Origin of the sequence: Pseudomonas psychrophila HA-4, assembly GCF_000282975.1 — a bacterium.
Classification (GTDB): Bacteria; Pseudomonadota; Gammaproteobacteria; order Pseudomonadales; family Pseudomonadaceae; genus Aquipseudomonas; species Aquipseudomonas psychrophila_A.
In genome coordinates, this window is the sequence record NZ_ALJC01000117.1 from 63404 (window position 1) to 80185 (window position 16782).

Sequence of the window (16782 nt, forward strand, 5' to 3'; positions counted from 1 at the left end):
ATGACCACGATTTTTGATCCGATCAAGCTGGGCGATCTCGAACTGCCTAACCGCATCATTATGGCGCCGCTAACCCGCTGCCGTGCCGATGAAGGCCGAGTTCCAAACGCGCTGATGGCTGAATACTACGTTCAGCGCGCGTCTGCCGGGCTGATCTTGAGCGAAGCCACTTCGGTAACCCCTTTGGGCGTCGGCTACCCGGACACCCCAGGCATCTGGTCCGACGAGCAAGTGCGCGGTTGGACCAACATCACCAAGGCTGTACATGCCGCCGGTGGCCGTATCTCTTTGCAACTGTGGCACGTTGGACGGATCTCGCACTCGCTGTACCTGAACGGTGAAGAACCGGTTGCACCTAGCGCCATTGCAGCCAAAGGCCACGTCAGCCTGGTGCGTCCAAAAGCTGATTACCCTGTACCGCGCGCGCTGGAAACAGCTGAGATCGCAGACATTATCGATGCGTATCGCACCGGTGCCGAGAACGCCAAGGCAGCAGGTTTTGACGGCGTTGAAATTCATGGCGCCAACGGCTATTTGCTGGATCAGTTCCTGCAAAGCAGCACCAACCACCGTACTGATCAGTACGGTGGCTCGGTCGAGAACCGTGCACGTCTGATGCTTGAAGTCACCGATGCCATCATCGAAGTCTGGGGCGCTGGCCGGGTTGGCATGCACTTGTCTCCACGTGCCGACTTGCACGATATGGGCGATGAGAACCTGGCTGAAACCTTTGGCTATGTGGCCAGCGAACTGGGTAAGCGCGGTATCGCGTTTATCTGCTCGCGTGAGGCACAAGGCCCGGACAGCCTAGGCCCACAGCTCAAAGCAGCCTTTGGCGGTCCATACATCGTCAACGAGCGCTTCACGACCGAAAGCGCCAACGCCTGGATCGCAGAAGGCAAGGCTGATGCTGTCGCGTTTGGCGTGCCTTTTATCGCCAACCCTGATCTGCCAGCACGCTTGAAGGCAGGTGCACCGCTCAATGAAGCGCATCCTGAGACCTTCTACTCCAAAGGCCCGGCCGGCTACATCGACTACCCAACGCTGTAAGCCTGACCGGTTCACCCGGACGGTTTTTCATGTGTGTGTAACGCAAAACGCCCAAGGCTATTAATGCCTTGGGCGTTTTACGTTGAATTCTTCGGGGTCACGCTTGAGCCATGCGCCAAAACACTTTTTTCAGGCAAAAAAAAGGGGCGGTTTGACCCGCCCACATTTTTTCCCTAATCCCTTTTGTTCCTTCTCATCATCCTGATGAATTGCGTCCTGCAATGTCCTTAACGTTCTTCCTTGAGCGCCGTGCCGATCCGTCGACACACTTAAGATACTAGAGGCTTCTGAAATTGCTGCAACCGCACCAGTTATAGATTTTTATTACGAGAAGGTGACACGAAAAACAATGAAACCTTTAATTTTCAATAAGTTATAAAAAAATTAGGGTAAGAAAAAGTCATTCCTGACCACGTCTTACGCTGTTGGCTTACAGAAAACGTAAGTAAAGGCTTACAACCGCTCGCTGATAAAGCTCAACTTCGTACGTGACATGACATTTCCAACCGACATATTTAAAAGAACTGGCCCAGAGCGTGCGCTGAGCACGCGCTTCGTCAACAGCATCTGACGTGCAAGCCCATGCATTTGTGCGTTAGCGCTGCACATAAAAAAACCCCGAAAATTCGCAATATTGTTCACTTAAGCGCTACGTCCGACCGACTGTAGGAGCAATTTCGCTCCTACAGGGTCCGCTATGACTTGTGTGAACAGCATTACCGAAAAATCGGGGTTTCGGTCAGCAAACTAGGTTTACTGAAACAATGACTCACTCGACAGGCCATTACGCTCAAGAATCTCTCGCAGCCGCTTGAGCCCCTCAACCTGGATCTGTCGAACACGCTCACGGGTTAGGCCGATCTCCAGCCCAACATCTTCAAGGGTACTGCTTTCATGACCCCGCAGCCCGAAACGGCGAATCACCACCTCACGCTGTTTGTCTGTCAGTTCGGACAGCCATTGATCAATACTCTGCGATAAATCATCGTCCTGAAGCAGCTCACAAGGGTCTGTGGGCCGATCATCAGTCAAGGTATCAAGCAGTGTTTTGTCTGAGTCGGGTCCTAAAGAAACGTCTACCGAGGACACCCGCTCATTGAGCCCAAGCATACGCTTGACCTCTGCGACAGGCTTTTCAAGCAGATTGGCAATTTCTTCAGGGGAAGGTTCGTGATCGAGCTTTTGCGTGAGTTCGCGTGCGGCTCGCAGGTAGACGTTGAGCTCTTTGACAACATGGATCGGTAAACGGATGGTACGGGTTTGATTCATGATCGCCCGTTCAATCGTCTGGCGAATCCACCAGGTAGCGTAGGTCGAGAAGCGGAAACCACGTTCCGGATCAAATTTCTCGACAGCTCGAATCAGTCCCAGGTTGCCCTCTTCAATCAGGTCTAGCAGCGATAGCCCACGATTGACGTAGCGTCGGGCGATTTTCACCACCAGTCGCAAGTTACTTTCAATCATGCGTTTTCGCCCAGCCGGATCTCCACTCTGCGACAAGCGCGCATAGTGAACTTCTTCTGCGGGGGAGAGCAACGGGGAGAAGCCTATTTCATTGAGGTACAGCTGGGTCGCATCAAGCGCCCGGGTGTAGTCAATGTACTTGTGCTGTTTTGAAGCAGGTGCTTTTTTTGACTTGGTGCGAGTGGTAGGGGTTGAATCGTTTTCTTCTGACATCAAGTCACTTTCGATGCTGGAGTCCATAAGGAGCACCTCATCGTCGATGTCAAACCCCGGCGCTTCTTTACTGAGAGCCATTGTTATAGTCCTTTGGTGAGTTCGACCTCAAGCTCAAGCATCGCCTTTATCCTTGGCAACGCTGGAGCCTGTTCCTTTTGACTACATCAGGAACAGGCTGGTAACTGATCAACGGCGTGGAAGGAATTGCAGTGGATCTACAGGTTTACCTTGACGGCGAATTTCAAAGTGAAGTTTCACCCGGTCTGTACCAGTTGACCCCATTTCGGCAATTGTCTGTCCGACCTTGACCTGCTGCCCCTCCCGAACCAACAACCTGCGGTTATGACCATAGGCGCTGACGTAGGTATCGCTGTGTTTGATGATGACTAATTCGCCGTAGCCCCTCAATCCACTGCCGGCGTATACGACTGACCCATCAGACGCAGCCAAAACAGGCTGTCCCAAATCTCCGGCAATATCAATACCTTTATTCAAACTACCGTTTGAAGAAAATTTACCTATCAAAATGCCATCAGCCGGCCATCCCCAACCCTTTGGAGCTGGCCCGTCCGGCAACGGCGCAGGTGCTGCCGGCGCGGTTGTTGTGGCGCCAGAACGCTTGATAACCGTGGTCTTGCTGCCTGCCGAGGACGACACGACGGTGGTAGTCGAGCCTCCTGCGGGTACGGTGCCTGCGCGACCATCAAATCGAATGGTCTGGCCTGGAACGATCGTAAACGGCGCATCGATCTTGTTGCGTGCAGCCAGGGCTTTCCAGTCCCACCCGTAGCGAAAAGCAATTGAAAACAAGGTATCGCCACGTCGTACCACGTACTGGCCAGTAGTCACTGCAGGGCGCTGGGCCACTCCACTGCGACTACCGGTGCTTGTACTCGTTTTGGATGCACTGGAACACGCCGCCAGCAAAACCAGAGCGGCACTTAACACTAGACCGACCGCGAGTCTCTGATAGCTTTTGGTCCCCATACGCTGCGTAATGACTGTGAGACTCACCCGCCGCTCCCTTTGAAGATGGCTAAAAAATTAAAACGCCAGTAATGGCCCTTTATGGGCGCAAGTATAACTGGCCTGCGCAGCTTTACAGATCGCAAAGCCAACTCATAAACGAATTGTTTAACGTTAAACACATGCTAGGCAGGGCCTGCCCGCTGGGCTTTATGACCCGAACCCGGTCTTATAATTCATCCGGGCCGATCTAAAGATTCAGGCCAGCGGCCCATTGAGCAGCGGCACAAAGCGCACATTGCCAATCACCCGCCGGGCAAAACCGTGATCTTCACGCACGATTAGCATCAGCTGTTGAACATCACCCGCACCGACTGGAATCACCAGCCGGCCGCCGGGCGCCAGTTGATCAAGCAATGCCTGGGGCACATCCGTCGCTACAGCGGTCACGATAATACCGTTGTAAGGTGCCAGTGCTGGCCAGCCCTCCCAGCCATCACCCCAGCGGAAGACCAGGTTGCGCAGGTTGAGTTCGAGCAGCCGCTCTTTGGCCCGATCTTGCAACACCTTAATTCGCTCAACCGAGAAGATCCGCTCAACGAGTTGCGACAGCACAGCCGTCTGATAACCCGAGCCGGTACCGATCTCCATCACCTTATCTAGCGGCCCATCCTCCAGCAGCAGCTCGCTCATGCGCGCCACCATATAAGGCTGGGAGATGGTCTGATTGTTACCAATCGGCAGAGCTGTGTCTTCGTAAGCCCGGTGTGCTAGGGCTTCGTCAACAAACAGGTGTCGGGGTGTGCGACGAATGACTTCAAGCACGTTCTGGTTAACGATGCCCTCTTCACGCAGGCGCTGAATAAGGCGCTCGCGTGTACGTTCAGAGGTCATGCCAATGCCGCGATGCATCAGGCCATCCTGCTCGCGCGCCATCAGCCCAAGCCCTCCAGCCAACCATCAAGGCTTTTAAACGCATCGCTGAAGGTGCGATCCAGTTGCAAGGGCGTGATCGACACATAGCCTTGCATCACCGCATGGAAATCGGTGCCCGGTCCGCCGTCTTCAGCATCGCCAGCCGCCGCAATCCAATAACCGGCCTTGCCGCGAGGATCAACAACCCGAACCGGGGCCGCCGCGCGCGCGCGGTGTCCCAAACGGGTCAGCTGAATTCCACGGATTTTCTCAAGCGGCAAGTTAGGAATATTAATGTTGAGCACCGTGCGCGGCGGCAGATCGAGCAAAGGGTGGGCCTCGACCAACTTACGAGCAAAATACGCAGCGGTCGGCAGGTTATCGACCTGACGCGACACCAGCGAAAAAGCAAACGAAGGGTGCTCCAGAAAGCGCCCTTCGAGCGCCGCCGCCACTGTGCCCGAATAGAGCACGTCATCACCCAGGTTGGCGCCCAGATTGATCCCTGAGACCACCATGTCCGGCTGCTGTGCCAACAAGCCATTAAGGCCCAGATGCACGCAATCGGTCGGCGTGCCATTAATGCTGATGAAGCCATTGGCCAAGGTGTGCGGATGCAGGGGACGATCTAGCGTCAGCGAACTGCTTGCGCCACTTTTGTCTTGCTCGGGGGCAATCACCACGCATTCGCAGTAATCAGCCAATGCGCCATAAAGCGCGGCAATCCCCGGAGCGGTGACCCCGTCATCGTTTGAAATCAGAATACGCATAGGCTGTCCGTTTGACCCAAAGACACCAGATCAACAAGTTCGCGCACCAGAACAGTGGCGAAGCATCCGGCCGGCAGTACAAATTCCAGTTGCAGAATATCTGGTTGCGGATAATGCCACGTCAATCGGCCAATGGGCAGCCGCAGGATGCGTCGCTCATGGCTCATTCCAGCCCGCACCAACCAGTCGCGCAAATCGGCTTCGCGTTCGGCAATCGACTGTTCCAGAACCTGCGTTGCACCGGTGGTCGGTGATTCACCCTCACCCCACTGCGGGCCGGTGGGGTGAAGATCAAGGATAGCCAAACGCGGGTCGCTGCACTCTGCCTCGCCCGCCGGGAAAAAGCTGCGGCTGTCGGTGAATGCCAACAAATCGCCCACCTGTGCGCGCTGCCAAGAACCATCGGCCACCCGAGCCGCCAATACTTGGTTGAACAGGTAGCTGCGCGCGGTAGACAGCAGGCGCGAACGCACATTGCGCTGTTCAGGCAGCGCTTTACGTGCCGCGTAATCGCGAGCTTCGCCCAAATTGCCGCCCTGCCAGCCAAAACGCTGCGTGCCGAAATAGTTTGGCACACCCAGCTTGGCGATCAGTTCCAGACGCTGTTGCAACGCGTCTTTGTCTGCGGCCAATTGCGTTAGACGCAACGTGAAACCGTTGGCCGCGTGGGCACCGCGTTGCAGTTTGCGCTTGTGTCGGGATGTCTTGAGGATTTTAAGCGTGTCATTTTCAGCACCCGACAGGTCAGGGTCGGCCTTACCCGGCAGTTGCACACTGAACCATTGACGGGTCAGCGCCTGGCGGTCTTTCAGGCCTGCATAACTGACCGTACGCAACGGCACACCTGCGGCCTTGGCAATACGCCGCGCAGCTTCTTCGGTGTTCAGACCACGCTTTTCGACCCACAGCCAAAGATGCTCGCCATCGCCTGACAACGGAATATCAAGCACTTCGTCGACTTGAAAATCTTCGGCCGAGGCCTTGAGCACCGCAGAGCCCAATGGCTCGCCGTAAGCGGTCGGCCCCAGCAGATCACGCTCGTTCATGCGCGAACCAACAACGCAATGGAGTGAACCGCGATGCCTTCTTCACGGCCCACGAAACCGAGCTTTTCAGTGGTGGTGGCTTTTACGTTTACCTGATCCAAATCAACCTCAAGATCCGACGCTATCAGCGCACGCATCGTTTCGATGTGCGGCGCCATTTTCGGCGCCTGAGCAATGATGGTGTTGTCGACATTGCCGACCTTCCAGCCCTTGGCATGGATCAGACCCACTACATGGCGCAACAAGACGCGGCTATCTGCGCCTTTGAACTGCGGGTCGGTGTCCGGAAAATGTTTGCCGATGTCGCCCATCGCCGCCGCGCCCAGCAATGCATCGCTGAGCGCGTGCAAAAGCACATCGCCATCAGAGTGGGCCAACAGCCCGAATTTATGGGCAATACGCACGCCGCCCAGGGTTATAAAATCGCCTTCAGCAAAACAGTGCACATCATAGCCGTGGCCAATACGCATAAAAAAACGCCCCGATTAAGTCAGGGCGTGATTCTACCTACTTTGGCCGCTATTAGGGTCTGTTCCCGCTTCATTGCATCCGCGACGCGGCTTGCAATGAAACGGGACTAGACCCTATGCGCTTAGTGCGTGCGCGTGATGACGCAAGTGATCATCTATAAAGCTAGCGATGAAGAAATAGCTATGGTCATAGCCCGGTTGCAGACGCAAGGTAAGCGGGTGATCGGCCAACTTGGCCGCTTGTTGCAGGGCTTCAGGCTTGAGCTGAACGGCTAAAAAGTCGTCCCTGTCACCTTGGTCCACCAGCAATGGCAGCTTTTCACGGGCCTCACTGATCAACACGCACGCATCCCATTCGCGCCAGCGCGCACGTTCTTCGCCCAAATAATGGGAGAACGCCTTTTGGCCCCAAGGGCAATCCATCGGGTTGCTGATCGGTGCAAAGGCTGACACCGACTGATAACGCCCAGGATTACGCAAGGCACACACCAGTGCGCCGTGCCCGCCCATGGAATGGCCGCTGATCCCGCGCTTCTGCGACGCGGGGAAATGCGCTTCGACCAAGGCAGGAAGCTCCTGCACCACATAATCGTGCATACGGTAATGTTGAGCCCAAGGTTGCTGGATCGCGTTCAGGTAAAAACCTGCGCCCAGACCAAAATCCCAGGCAGCATTCGGATCATCCGGTACACCCTCGCCACGCGGGCTGGTGTCCGGGCACACAATAATCAGGCCCAACTCGGCGGCCATCTTCATGGCGCCAGCCTTGTGCATGAAGTTCTCATCGGTGCAGGTCAACCCGGACAACCAGTACAGCACGGGCAGCTTTGCGCCCTGTTCGGCCTGCGGCGGCAGATACACGGCAAACACCATGTCACAGCCCAGCACGTCAGAGCGATGCGAATAACGCTTATGCCAGCCGCCGAAGCTCTTCTGGCAGGAAATATTTGTTAAGGGCATTAGGGGCAGCTCCAAGCGGCAAGTTTCAAGCCGCAAGTGAAAGCAAGTGAATCCCGCTTGCAGCTTGAGGCTTGCAACGTGTAGCTATTCGTCAGAAGTGGATGACAGTGCGGATGCTTTTGCCTTCGTGCATCAGGTCAAATGCTTTGTTGATGTCTTCCAGGCCCATCGTGTGAGTGATGAACGTATCCAGCGGAATCTCGCCGGTTTGCGCCATGTCGACATAGCTTGGCAGCTCAGTACGACCGCGCACACCACCGAACGCCGAACCGCGCCAGACGCGACCGGTAACCAATTGGAATGGACGGGTGGATATTTCCTGGCCGGCACCGGCAACGCCGATGATTACAGACTCGCCCCACCCTTTATGGCAGCACTCCAGCGCCGCACGCATCAACTGCACATTGCCGATGCACTCGAAAGAAAAATCAACACCGCCGTCAGTCATGTCGACGATCACGTCTTGAATCGGGCGATCAAAGTCTTTCGGATTTACGCAGTCTGTCGCGCCCAGTTGCTTGGCGATTTCAAACTTGGCCGGGTTGATGTCGATAGCAATAATCCGCGCCGCCTTGGCTTTTACAGCGCCGATTACTGCCGACAGGCCAATGCCGCCCAAACCAAAGATAGCCACAGTGTCACCCGGCTTGACCTTGGCGGTGTTGAGCACTGCGCCGATGCCGGTGGTCACGCCGCAACCCAGCAGGCAGACTTTTTCTAGCGGCGCTTCTTTCTGAATCTTGGCAACGGAGATTTCTGGGAGCACGGTGTACTCGGAGAAGGTCGAAGTCCCCATGTAATGGAAAATTGGCTGACCTTTGTAGGAGAAGCGCGTTGTTCCGTCTGGCATCAAGCCCTTGCCCTGGGTAGAGCGAATCGCCTGACACAAGTTGGTCTTGCCCGACAGGCAGAATTTGCACTGACGGCATTCCGGGGTGTACAGCGGGATCACATGGTCACCCACGGCAACTGAGGTCACGCCTTCGCCGATAGCCTCAACGATTGCGCCCCCTTCGTGGCCCAGAATCGATGGAAAGATGCCTTCCGGATCCGCGCCCGACAAGGTGTAGGCGTCGGTGTGGCAAACACCCGAAGCCACGACACGCAACAGCACTTCGCCCGCCTTGGGCATGGCAACGTCTACTTCTACGATTTCCAGCGGCTTTTTGGCCTCGAATGCTACGGCAGCACGTGACTTGATCATCCATCGTCTCCAACAAAGTAAAAACAAGACGCTGAGTGTAAATCAGCGCTGAGTGATTAATAATCCAGACAAAAGCAAAACATTATTGCTCCATAGGGACAATCAATCGTGAACGAGAACCGCTGGGAAGGTATAGACGAATTTGTGGCCGTGGCCGAATGTGCTCAGTTCACGGCTGCGGCCGAAAGCCTCGGGGTATCGTCTTCACACATCAGCCGCCAAGTAGCCCGTCTTGAAGAGCGCCTGCAAACTCGCCTGTTCTACCGCAGTACCCGAAGGGTGACGCTGACTGAAGCGGGGCAAACCTTTTTGCAACATTGCCAGCGCTTGCAGGACGGTCGCGAAGAAGCCCTGCGGGCAATCGGCGACTTGACCAGCGAACCCAAGGGCATGCTGCGCATGACCTGCGCAGTGGCCTACGGCGAGCGTTTTATAGTGCCGCTGGTCACGCGTTTTATGGCGTTATACCCACAATTACGGGTCGACATTGAGCTGAGCAATCGGCCCTTAGACTTGGTGCACGAAAGCCTTGATCTGGCGATTCGGCTCGGCCGACTACAGGATTCAAGGCTGGTTGCAACCCGCCTAGCGCCCCGGCGCATGTACCTGTGCGCGTCGCCGTCTTATCTGGAACATTACGGACGCCCCCACAGCTTGTCGGAATTGAGTCGCCACAACTGCCTGATTGGCAGTTCGGACATCTGGCAACTGGAGCAGGATGGACGAGAATTTTCGCAGCGCGTACAAGGCAATTGGCGCTGCAATAGTGGGCAAGCGGTGCTGGACGCGGCACTGCAAGGTGTTGGCTTGTGTCAGCTACCGGACTATTACGTACTGGAGCATCTAAAGACCGGCGCTTTAGTGTCACTGCTCGACGCGCATCAACCACCCAACACTGCCGTCTGGGGGCTGTACCCGCAGCAACGGCATTTATCGCCCAAAGTCAGAAAGCTGGTGGATTACCTGAAGGCAGGTTTAGCCATGCGCGAAGAGTATTTGGTGTCCTGAAACCTGTAGGAGCTCAGCGATTAACCCAGCGCAACCGCAGCCACTCAAGGTCTTCGGGTCGAGTGACTTTGATGTTGTCCGAGCGGCCTTCGATCAGGCGGGGGGCCAAACCGGCCCACTCCATTGCGGACGATTCATCCGTAATGGTCGCGTCCGCCACCAGACTGTCAGCCAAAGCGCGATGCAGTGCACCCAGTCGGAACATCTGCGGCGTATAGGCCTGCCATATCAAGCTACGATCTACGGTTTCGACCGCACGACCATTTTTGTCCACACGCTTGAGTGTGTCGCGAGCCGGTACTGCCAGCAAACCACCCACCGGGTCGCCCGCCAACTCACTGAGCAGCTTGTCCAGATCCTCACGAGACAGATTGGGCCGCGCCGCATCGTGCACCAACACCCAGTCGTCATCGCCAGCACCCTGCGCATGCAGGTACAACAAAGCGTTCAACACTGAATCAGCACGCTCACGACCACCGTCTACCCGAGCAATACGCGGGTCGTTAGCACACTGTAAGGACGGCCAGAAGGGATCATCAAATGCCAGACTGACCACCAGCCCTTTAAGGCCTGGGTGATCAAGGAAACAACCAAGGCTGTGTTCAAGAATACTGCGCCCGCCCAACTGCAAATACTGCTTGGGACGGTCCGCGGCCATACGGGCACCCACGCCCGCGGCAGGAATCACGGCCCAGAAGGCCGCTGATGTATAGCTCATTGGGCCAACTGGTAGAGGGTTTCGCCCTCTTTCACCATGCCCAACTCATGGCGAGCACGTTCTTCAACAGTCTCCATGCCTTTTTTCAACTCAAGCACTTCCGCATCTAGCACGCGGTTACGCTCCAACAACACTTCGTTTTCAGCACGTTGATCAGCGATTTGCTGGGTCAGGTCGGTTACCTGCGCCAAACTCCCATTCCCCACCCACAGGCGATACTGCAGGCCAGCCAGAAGCAAGAGCAAAATGAGGAACAACCAATTGGGACTGCGCATCGAATATCAGGTATCCAGTAAAAAGACAGCCATGCCGACAAACGTAAACAATTAACAGTACAAAGCCTGGAAGAACCAGGCTTGTACTTAATAAGCATCAGATTAGTGTCAAAAGACTCGCGATGGCGAATTTTCTGACGCTATCTGTAGTCTTTTTACCACCAACTGCTTAGCCGCGGAACTCACTGCGACCGTTGTACTTGGCTTTTGCACCCAGTTGCTCTTCGATACGCAGCAATTGGTTGTACTTGGAAACACGGTCAGAACGGCACAGGGAGCCGGTCTTGATCTGGCCAGCCGAAGTGCCCACAGCCAGATCGGCGATAGTGGAATCTTCGGTTTCGCCGGAGCGGTGCGAGATCACAGCGGTGTAACCGGCAGCTTTGGCCATTTGAATGGCTTCCAGCGTTTCGGTCAGGGTACCGATCTGGTTGAACTTGATCAGGATCGAGTTGGCGATATTTTTATCGATGCCTTCTTTCAGGATCTTGGTGTTGGTCACGAACAAGTCGTCGCCTACCAACTGAACCTTCTCACCGATTTTGTCGGTCAGGATTTTCCAGCCATCCCAGTCAGACTCGTCCAGACCGTCCTCAATGGAGATGATCGGATAACGCTGAGTCAGACCTTTCAGGTACTCGGCGAAACCTTCGGAGCTGAACACTTGGCCTTCGCCGGACAGATTGTACTTGCCATCTTCGTAGAATTCGCTGGCCGCGCAGTCCAGTGCCAGGGTCACGTCAGTACCCAAGGTGTAACCGGCGTTGGCAATCGCTTCGGAGATCACTTTCAGTGCATCTTCGTTGGACGCCAAGTTAGGTGCGAAACCACCTTCGTCGCCCACGGCGGTATTCAGGCCACGGGCCTTCAACACAGCTTTGAGGTGATGGAAGATTTCGGTGCCCATACGCAGCGCGTCGGAGAAGGTCTTGGCGCCAACCGGCTGGACCATAAACTCCTGGATATCGACGTTGTTATCAGCGTGTTCGCCACCGTTGATGATGTTCATCATCGGAACCGGCATCGAGTAAAAACCCGGGGTGCCGTTCAGGTTGGCGATGTGCGCGTACAGCGGCAGGTCTTGGTCCTGAGCTGCCGCCTTGGCAGCTGCCAAGGACACAGCGAGGATCGCATTAGCGCCCAAGGAACCTTTGTTTTCAGTGCCGTCCAGCGCGATCATCGCGTGGTCCAGCGCTTTTTGATCAACCGGGTCTTTACCCAGCAGCAAATCGCGAATCGGGCCATTGATGTTGGCAACAGCCTTCAGAACGCCTTTGCCAAGGTAACGGCTTTTGTCGCCATCACGCAGCTCCAACGCTTCGCGCGAGCCGGTGGAAGCACCGGACGGAGCGCAAGCACTGCCGATGATGCCGTTGTCGAGAAGCACGTCGGCTTCCACAGTGGGGTTACCACGGGAGTCGAGAACTTCACGACCTTTGATGTCGACGATTTTTGCCATTGTTGTAAACACTCCAAAGTTGACGAAAACGACGCAGCTGAGGGAAATTTTGTCATCGCCGGCAAGGGTCAAATAACGGGCAGCCTTGCGGACGATAAAGCTCGGGCCCTGAGGGCCCGAGAAATCGTGCGGTACTTTACCGGAGAACCGAGTGTTACGCGGTTTCTATTGTCGGAAAACTTTTAACCAACTCATCCAACGACTTAAGCTGAGCCAAGAAAGGCTCCAGCTTATCCAGACGCAAGGCACAAGGGCCGTCGCATTTGGCATTGTCCGGATCCGGGTGCGCTTCAAGGAACAAACCGGCCAGGCTTTGGCTGATGCCAGCCTTGGCCAGATCCGTCACTTGGGCACGACGACCACCGGCCGAATCGGCACGACCACCGGGCATTTGCAGCGCGTGAGTCACGTCGAAAAATACCGGGTATTCAAATTGCTTCATGATGCCGAAGCCCAGCATGTCGACTACAAGGTTGTTGTAGCCAAAGCTGGAACCACGCTCACAGAGGATCAACTGATCATTGCCCGCTTCTTCGCATTTGCTCAGGATGTGTTTCATTTCCTGGGGTGCGAGGAATTGGGCTTTTTTGATGTTGATCACAGCACCAGTCTTGGCCATGGCCACTACCAGGTCGGTCTGACGCGACAAAAAAGCCGGCAGTTGAATGATGTCGCAGACTTCTGCGACCACGGCTGCTTGCGCGGGCTCGTGGACGTCGGTAATCACCGGTACACCAAAAGCTTGCTTGATGTCTTGGAAAATCCGCATGCCCTCTTCGAGGCCTGGGCCACGGTAAGAGCTGACAGATGAACGGTTGGCCTTGTCGAAACTAGCCTTAAAGACGTAAGGAATACCGAGCTTTTCAGTAACACGTACGTACTCTTCGCACACCTGCATGGCCATATCACGGCTTTCGAGCACGTTCATGCCACCGAACAAGACCATTGGCTTGTCGTTGGCAATTTCGATATTGCCTACACGGATAATCTTTTGCGCCATGCTGTTTATGCCTTCTTCTCGTGTTGCGCCAGTGCCGCTTTGACGAAACCGGTGAACAGTGGATGACCATCACGTGGAGTCGAGGTGAACTCCGGGTGGAACTGGCAAGCAACGAACCAAGGATGATCCGGCGCTTCAACCACTTCTACCAGCGCGCCGTCACCGGAACGACCGGTCACTTTCAGGCCCGCTTCGATCAGTTGCGGCAGCAGGTTGTTGTTCACTTCATAGCGATGACGGTGACGCTCAACAATGACGTCTTTGGCATAGCAATCGTGAACCAGGGAACCGGCTTCAAGCTGACAATCCTGCGCACCCAGACGCATGGTGCCGCCCAGATCCGAGGTTTCTGTACGGGTTTCGACTGCACCGGTGGCGTCTTCCCACTCAGTGATCAGGCCCACAACCGGGTGGCCGCTGCTGCGATCGAACTCGGTGGAGTTAGCGTCTTTCCAGCCCAGCACGTTACGTGCGAACTCGATCACCGCCACTTGCATGCCCAGGCAGATACCCAAGTAAGGCACTTTGTTTTCGCGTGCATATTGAACTGCGGTGATTTTGCCTTCTACGCCGCGCAGACCGAAGCCGCCCGGAACCAGAATGGCATCAGCGCCTTCAAGCAATTCAGTGCCTTTGTTTTCGATGTCTTCCGAATCGATATAACGCAGGTTGACCTTGGTACGGTTGGAAATACCAGCGTGGCTCATCGCTTCGATCAGCGACTTGTACGCATCCAACAGCTCCATGTACTTGCCAACCATGGCGATGGTGACTTCGTGCTCCGGGTTGAGCTTGGCGTCGACCACTTTGTCCCATTCGGACAGGTCGGCGCTGTTGCATTGCAACCCAAAACGCTCAACGACGAAATCATCCAGACCCTGAGCGTGCAGCATGCCCGGGATCTTATAGATGGTGTCGGCGTCTTCCAGCGAAATCACTGCACGCTCTTCAACGTTCGTGAACAGCGCGATCTTGCGACGCGAGGAAACATCAACGTGGTGATCGGAACGGCAGATCAGAACGTCTGGCTGCAGGCCGATGGAGCGCAATTCTTTAACCGAGTGTTGCGTTGGTTTGGTTTTCGTTTCGCCAGCAGTGGCGATGTACGGAACCAGAGTCAGGTGCATCAGCATGGCGCGTTTGGCGCCCACTTCGATGCGCAACTGACGGATAGCCTCGAGGAACGGTTGGGACTCAATGTCACCCACAGTGCCGCCAATCTCAACCATCGCTACGTCGGCATCGCCGGCGCCCTTGATGATCCGACGTTTGATTTCGTCGGTGATGTGCGGAATCACCTGGATGGTTGCACCCAGGTAATCACCACGGCGCTCCTTGCGCAGGACGTGTTCGTAAACGCGGCCCGTGGTGAAGTTGTTGTTCTGGGTCATGGTCGTGCGGATAAACCGCTCGTAGTGACCCAAGTCCAGGTCGGTCTCGGCGCCGTCGTGAGTGACGAACACTTCACCGTGCTGGAACGGGCTCATGGTGCCCGGATCAACGTTGATGTAGGGGTCCAGCTTCAGCATGGTGACCTTAAGTCCCCGCGCCTCCAGGATGGCTGCCAATGAAGCCGAGGCAATGCCTTTCCCCAATGAAGAAACAACACCGCCCGTGACGAAGATGTAGCGCGTCATGAAAAACCCTAGAAGTCTGCGTTAAAGCGGTCAGAGCCGCCGGGGAGAGCGAAGGAAGGCCGAAGCCCCCAATCACCAGCATTAGTCACAGTGCACCTTTCGAAAAACTGCTGCATTGAAACAGACCGAAGGAAACCAACGGTTCGATACAAGCCACACATTTTTTTAAAATCGCCCAGCAAAGACTGCTTGGTAATCGGCAACATCTGCAATTCTGGTGAATCTACAGAAGTTGTATCAAGAAGGGAGCGTAGTCTACCGGAAAGCCCCTTTCAGCTCAAACCTTGATCTCGCGAAGTTGGCAACCACTGCAATTGCCAACGCCCACGGGGGTCGCGGTCCAGTCCATTGAGGTTTGCCACCGCCAATAACTGCTCACTGCACACCAACAGCGGCAATCTGCCACGCACGAAGACGGGCACCCCCCGTTCGTTAAGCAAGCGTTTGAGATCACGATGACCACGCTGTGCCACCTCCATCACCTCGCCTCCTTTACGATAGCTCACGCGCAGGGGGCCATCGGGAATATCTCCCAGTAAACGTAACCAACCATTACCCGGCAGTTGCAATGGCAAATCCGGACGCTCCCACAGTAAGGGCGCAACAGGCTGACGCAACCAGTCACCCCATAGCCACCAGATACGGCCACCTGCACGATGCAATTCGCCCTCGGCTAATTTCCAGACCGGCTGTGCATCATCACGGGCATCACGCAGGGCATTCCAGCCCGCCCAATGGTCGGTGTCTGGAAGACGACTGAAGGCTGCCAGCCAATACCGCAAGGCATTGCGTTGACGCGCCGCAGAAAGCCCAGCGATCGGGGCAAGCTCCAAAGAAGGCAACCCAAGCCAGGAAAGCTCAGAATATGAGTTGCCCCCAGCCAGATCTTGTTGCGCCAACTCATCAAGTAAACCTTGCGCCTCAGCACAATGCGCCGCGCTACGTGCCATGCTCGCAGTCGCTTGCGGCCAGCGATTGGTCAGCGCTGGAAAGATTTCATGGCGCAAATAGTTACGCGAAAAATCTGTCTGCGTGTTGGATGGATCTTCAACCCAGGTCAATGCATTTGCGCGTGCATACGCCTCAAGCTCAGCCCGAGAAACGTCCAGCAAGGGACGACACAGATGCCCCTCGCCTAACGTTCGCTGATGCGGCATGCCCGCCAGACCGCTGACCCCAGCTCCACGCAGCAGGCGAAACAGCAAGGTTTCTGCCTGATCGTCGCGGTGCTGGCCCGTGAGTAGCACTTCTTGCGCCTGAGTGACCGCGACGAACGCCTGGTAGCGCGCATCCCGTGCGGCACCCTCAAGGCTTGCGCCTGCCCGCACCTGAACATGAAACACCTGCAACGGGACGCTCAGCGCATCACAGAGCGCCTGGCAATGGGCCGGCCACGCGTCAGCAACCGCCTGTAGGCCATGATGCACATGCACAGCGGTCAGCGGAGGAAGCGAGTGGGTTTGGCGAAGTTGTACGAGAAGGTGCAGCAGGACGGTTGAATCAAGTCCACCGGAAAGGGCGACGTGCCAAGCCTTGGCGTTGCGCCAGGGTTTTAAAGCTTGAAGAAGCTGGATTGAGAGGTTGGGCATCACAAGCACCGTCAAGATCAAAAGCCCCCCCACCC

The 16782-nt window shown here is 55.8% G+C and carries 16 protein-coding genes; 2 read left to right on the forward strand and 14 right to left on the reverse strand.

Annotated features, from left to right (window positions below; all coding sequences use genetic code 11):
* Positions 1-1050, forward strand: coding sequence for an alkene reductase (locus B347_RS0119870; RefSeq protein ID WP_019411442.1), 1050 nt, complete (start codon positions 1-3; stop codon positions 1048-1050).
* 753 nt (positions 1051-1803) lie between these two features.
* Here B347_RS0119870 and rpoS read toward each other — a convergent pair.
* The 8 genes from rpoS to B347_RS0119910 form a co-directional block, all read right to left on the reverse strand.
* Positions 1804-2808: an RNA polymerase sigma factor RpoS gene (rpoS, locus tag B347_RS0119875; protein ID WP_019411443.1), complete on the reverse strand. Its 1005-nt coding sequence runs from the start codon at positions 2806-2808 to the stop codon at positions 1804-1806.
* Positions 2809-2916: 108 nt separating this feature from the next.
* Entirely contained in the window at positions 2917-3744 is an 828-nt protein-coding gene (locus B347_RS0119880; RefSeq protein WP_026014307.1) for a peptidoglycan DD-metalloendopeptidase family protein, read from the reverse strand.
* 210 nt (positions 3745-3954) lie between these two features.
* Positions 3955-4590 carry a protein-L-isoaspartate(D-aspartate) O-methyltransferase gene (locus B347_RS0119885; RefSeq protein ID WP_192812398.1) on the reverse strand — a complete coding sequence of 212 codons (636 nt, stop codon included), beginning with the start codon at positions 4588-4590 and terminating at the stop codon, positions 3955-3957.
* 41 nt (positions 4591-4631) lie between these two features.
* Positions 4632-5381 (reverse strand): 5'/3'-nucleotidase SurE, encoded by a 750-nt coding sequence (surE, locus tag B347_RS0119890; protein ID WP_019411446.1) that lies wholly within the window; start codon positions 5379-5381, stop codon positions 4632-4634.
* Positions 5369-6427, reverse strand: a complete 1059-nt coding sequence (gene truD / locus B347_RS0119895) for a tRNA pseudouridine(13) synthase TruD (protein ID WP_019411447.1) — start codon at positions 6425-6427, stop codon at positions 5369-5371. Before truD ends, surE begins: the two co-directional genes overlap by 13 nt.
* Positions 6424-6897: a 2-C-methyl-D-erythritol 2,4-cyclodiphosphate synthase gene (gene ispF / locus B347_RS0119900; protein WP_019411448.1), complete on the reverse strand. Its 474-nt coding sequence runs from the start codon at positions 6895-6897 to the stop codon at positions 6424-6426. Before ispF ends, truD begins: the two co-directional genes overlap by 4 nt.
* 114 nt (positions 6898-7011) lie before the next feature.
* Complete coding sequence (fghA, locus tag B347_RS0119905; protein ID WP_019411449.1) at positions 7012-7857, reverse strand: S-formylglutathione hydrolase; 846 nt, start codon at positions 7855-7857, stop codon at positions 7012-7014.
* Between the two features lie 91 nt (positions 7858-7948).
* The gene (locus B347_RS0119910) at positions 7949-9061 is read right to left on the reverse strand and encodes an S-(hydroxymethyl)glutathione dehydrogenase/class III alcohol dehydrogenase (RefSeq protein WP_019411450.1); all 1113 of its coding nucleotides are present in this window, start codon (positions 9059-9061) and stop codon (positions 7949-7951) included.
* Positions 9062-9169: 108 nt separating this feature from the next.
* On the opposite strand from B347_RS0119910, the gene B347_RS0119915 reads away from it, so the two are divergent.
* Positions 9170-10069 carry a LysR substrate-binding domain-containing protein gene (locus B347_RS0119915; RefSeq protein ID WP_019411451.1) on the forward strand — a complete coding sequence of 300 codons (900 nt, stop codon included), beginning with the start codon at positions 9170-9172 and terminating at the stop codon, positions 10067-10069.
* A gap of 13 nt (positions 10070-10082) precedes the next feature.
* On the opposite strand, the gene ispD is transcribed toward B347_RS0119915, so the two are convergent.
* From ispD to tilS, 6 genes are all read right to left on the reverse strand, one after another.
* Positions 10083-10787 (reverse strand): 2-C-methyl-D-erythritol 4-phosphate cytidylyltransferase, encoded by a 705-nt coding sequence (gene ispD, locus B347_RS0119920; protein WP_019411452.1) that lies wholly within the window; start codon positions 10785-10787, stop codon positions 10083-10085.
* Positions 10784-11062 (reverse strand): cell division protein FtsB, encoded by a 279-nt coding sequence (gene ftsB, locus B347_RS0119925; RefSeq protein WP_019411453.1) that lies wholly within the window; start codon positions 11060-11062, stop codon positions 10784-10786. Before ftsB ends, ispD begins: the two co-directional genes overlap by 4 nt.
* Positions 11063-11231: 169 nt before the next feature.
* On the reverse strand, positions 11232-12521 hold the full coding sequence (gene eno / locus B347_RS0119930; RefSeq protein WP_019411454.1) for a phosphopyruvate hydratase: 1290 nt from the start codon (positions 12519-12521) through the stop codon (positions 11232-11234).
* A gap of 154 nt (positions 12522-12675) precedes the next feature.
* Positions 12676-13521, reverse strand: coding sequence for a 3-deoxy-8-phosphooctulonate synthase (gene kdsA / locus B347_RS0119935; protein WP_019411455.1), 846 nt, complete (start codon positions 13519-13521; stop codon positions 12676-12678).
* A 5-nt stretch (positions 13522-13526) separates the two neighbouring features.
* On the reverse strand, positions 13527-15158 hold the full coding sequence (locus B347_RS0119940) for a CTP synthase (protein WP_019411456.1): 1632 nt from the start codon (positions 15156-15158) through the stop codon (positions 13527-13529).
* 272 nt (positions 15159-15430) lie between these two features.
* On the reverse strand, positions 15431-16747 hold the full coding sequence (gene tilS / locus B347_RS0119945) for a tRNA lysidine(34) synthetase TilS (protein ID WP_026014308.1): 1317 nt from the start codon (positions 16745-16747) through the stop codon (positions 15431-15433).
* Positions 16748-16782 lie beyond the last annotated feature (35 nt).

Excerpts from the sequence above, each read along its gene's own strand:
- truD (WP_019411447.1), bottom strand. The coding sequence starts at position 6,427 with ATGAACGAGCGTGATCTGCTGGGGCCGACCGCTTACGGCGAGCCATTG.
- B347_RS0119885 (WP_192812398.1), bottom strand. The coding sequence starts at position 4,590 with ATGACCTCTGAACGTACACGCGAGCGCCTTATTCAGCGCCTGCGTGAA.
- ispF (WP_019411448.1), bottom strand. The coding sequence starts at position 6,897 with ATGCGTATTGGCCACGGCTATGATGTGCACTGTTTTGCTGAAGGCGAT.
- kdsA (WP_019411455.1), bottom strand. The coding sequence starts at position 13,521 with ATGGCGCAAAAGATTATCCGTGTAGGCAATATCGAAATTGCCAACGAC.
- eno (WP_019411454.1), bottom strand. The coding sequence starts at position 12,521 with ATGGCAAAAATCGTCGACATCAAAGGTCGTGAAGTTCTCGACTCCCGT.
- B347_RS0119870 (WP_019411442.1), top strand. The coding sequence starts at position 1 with ATGACCACGATTTTTGATCCGATCAAGCTGGGCGATCTCGAACTGCCT.
- B347_RS0119910 (WP_019411450.1), bottom strand. The coding sequence starts at position 9,061 with ATGATCAAGTCACGTGCTGCCGTAGCATTCGAGGCCAAAAAGCCGCTG.
- ispD (WP_019411452.1), bottom strand. The coding sequence starts at position 10,787 with ATGAGCTATACATCAGCGGCCTTCTGGGCCGTGATTCCTGCCGCGGGC.
- tilS (WP_026014308.1), bottom strand. The coding sequence starts at position 16,747 with ATGCCCAACCTCTCAATCCAGCTTCTTCAAGCTTTAAAACCCTGGCGC.
- surE (WP_019411446.1), bottom strand. The coding sequence starts at position 5,381 with ATGCGTATTCTGATTTCAAACGATGACGGGGTCACCGCTCCGGGGATT.
- rpoS (WP_019411443.1), bottom strand. The coding sequence starts at position 2,808 with ATGGCTCTCAGTAAAGAAGCGCCGGGGTTTGACATCGACGATGAGGTG.
- B347_RS0119940 (WP_019411456.1), bottom strand. The coding sequence starts at position 15,158 with ATGACGCGCTACATCTTCGTCACGGGCGGTGTTGTTTCTTCATTGGGG.
- fghA (WP_019411449.1), bottom strand. The coding sequence starts at position 7,857 with ATGCCCTTAACAAATATTTCCTGCCAGAAGAGCTTCGGCGGCTGGCAT.
- ftsB (WP_019411453.1), bottom strand. The coding sequence starts at position 11,062 with ATGCGCAGTCCCAATTGGTTGTTCCTCATTTTGCTCTTGCTTCTGGCT.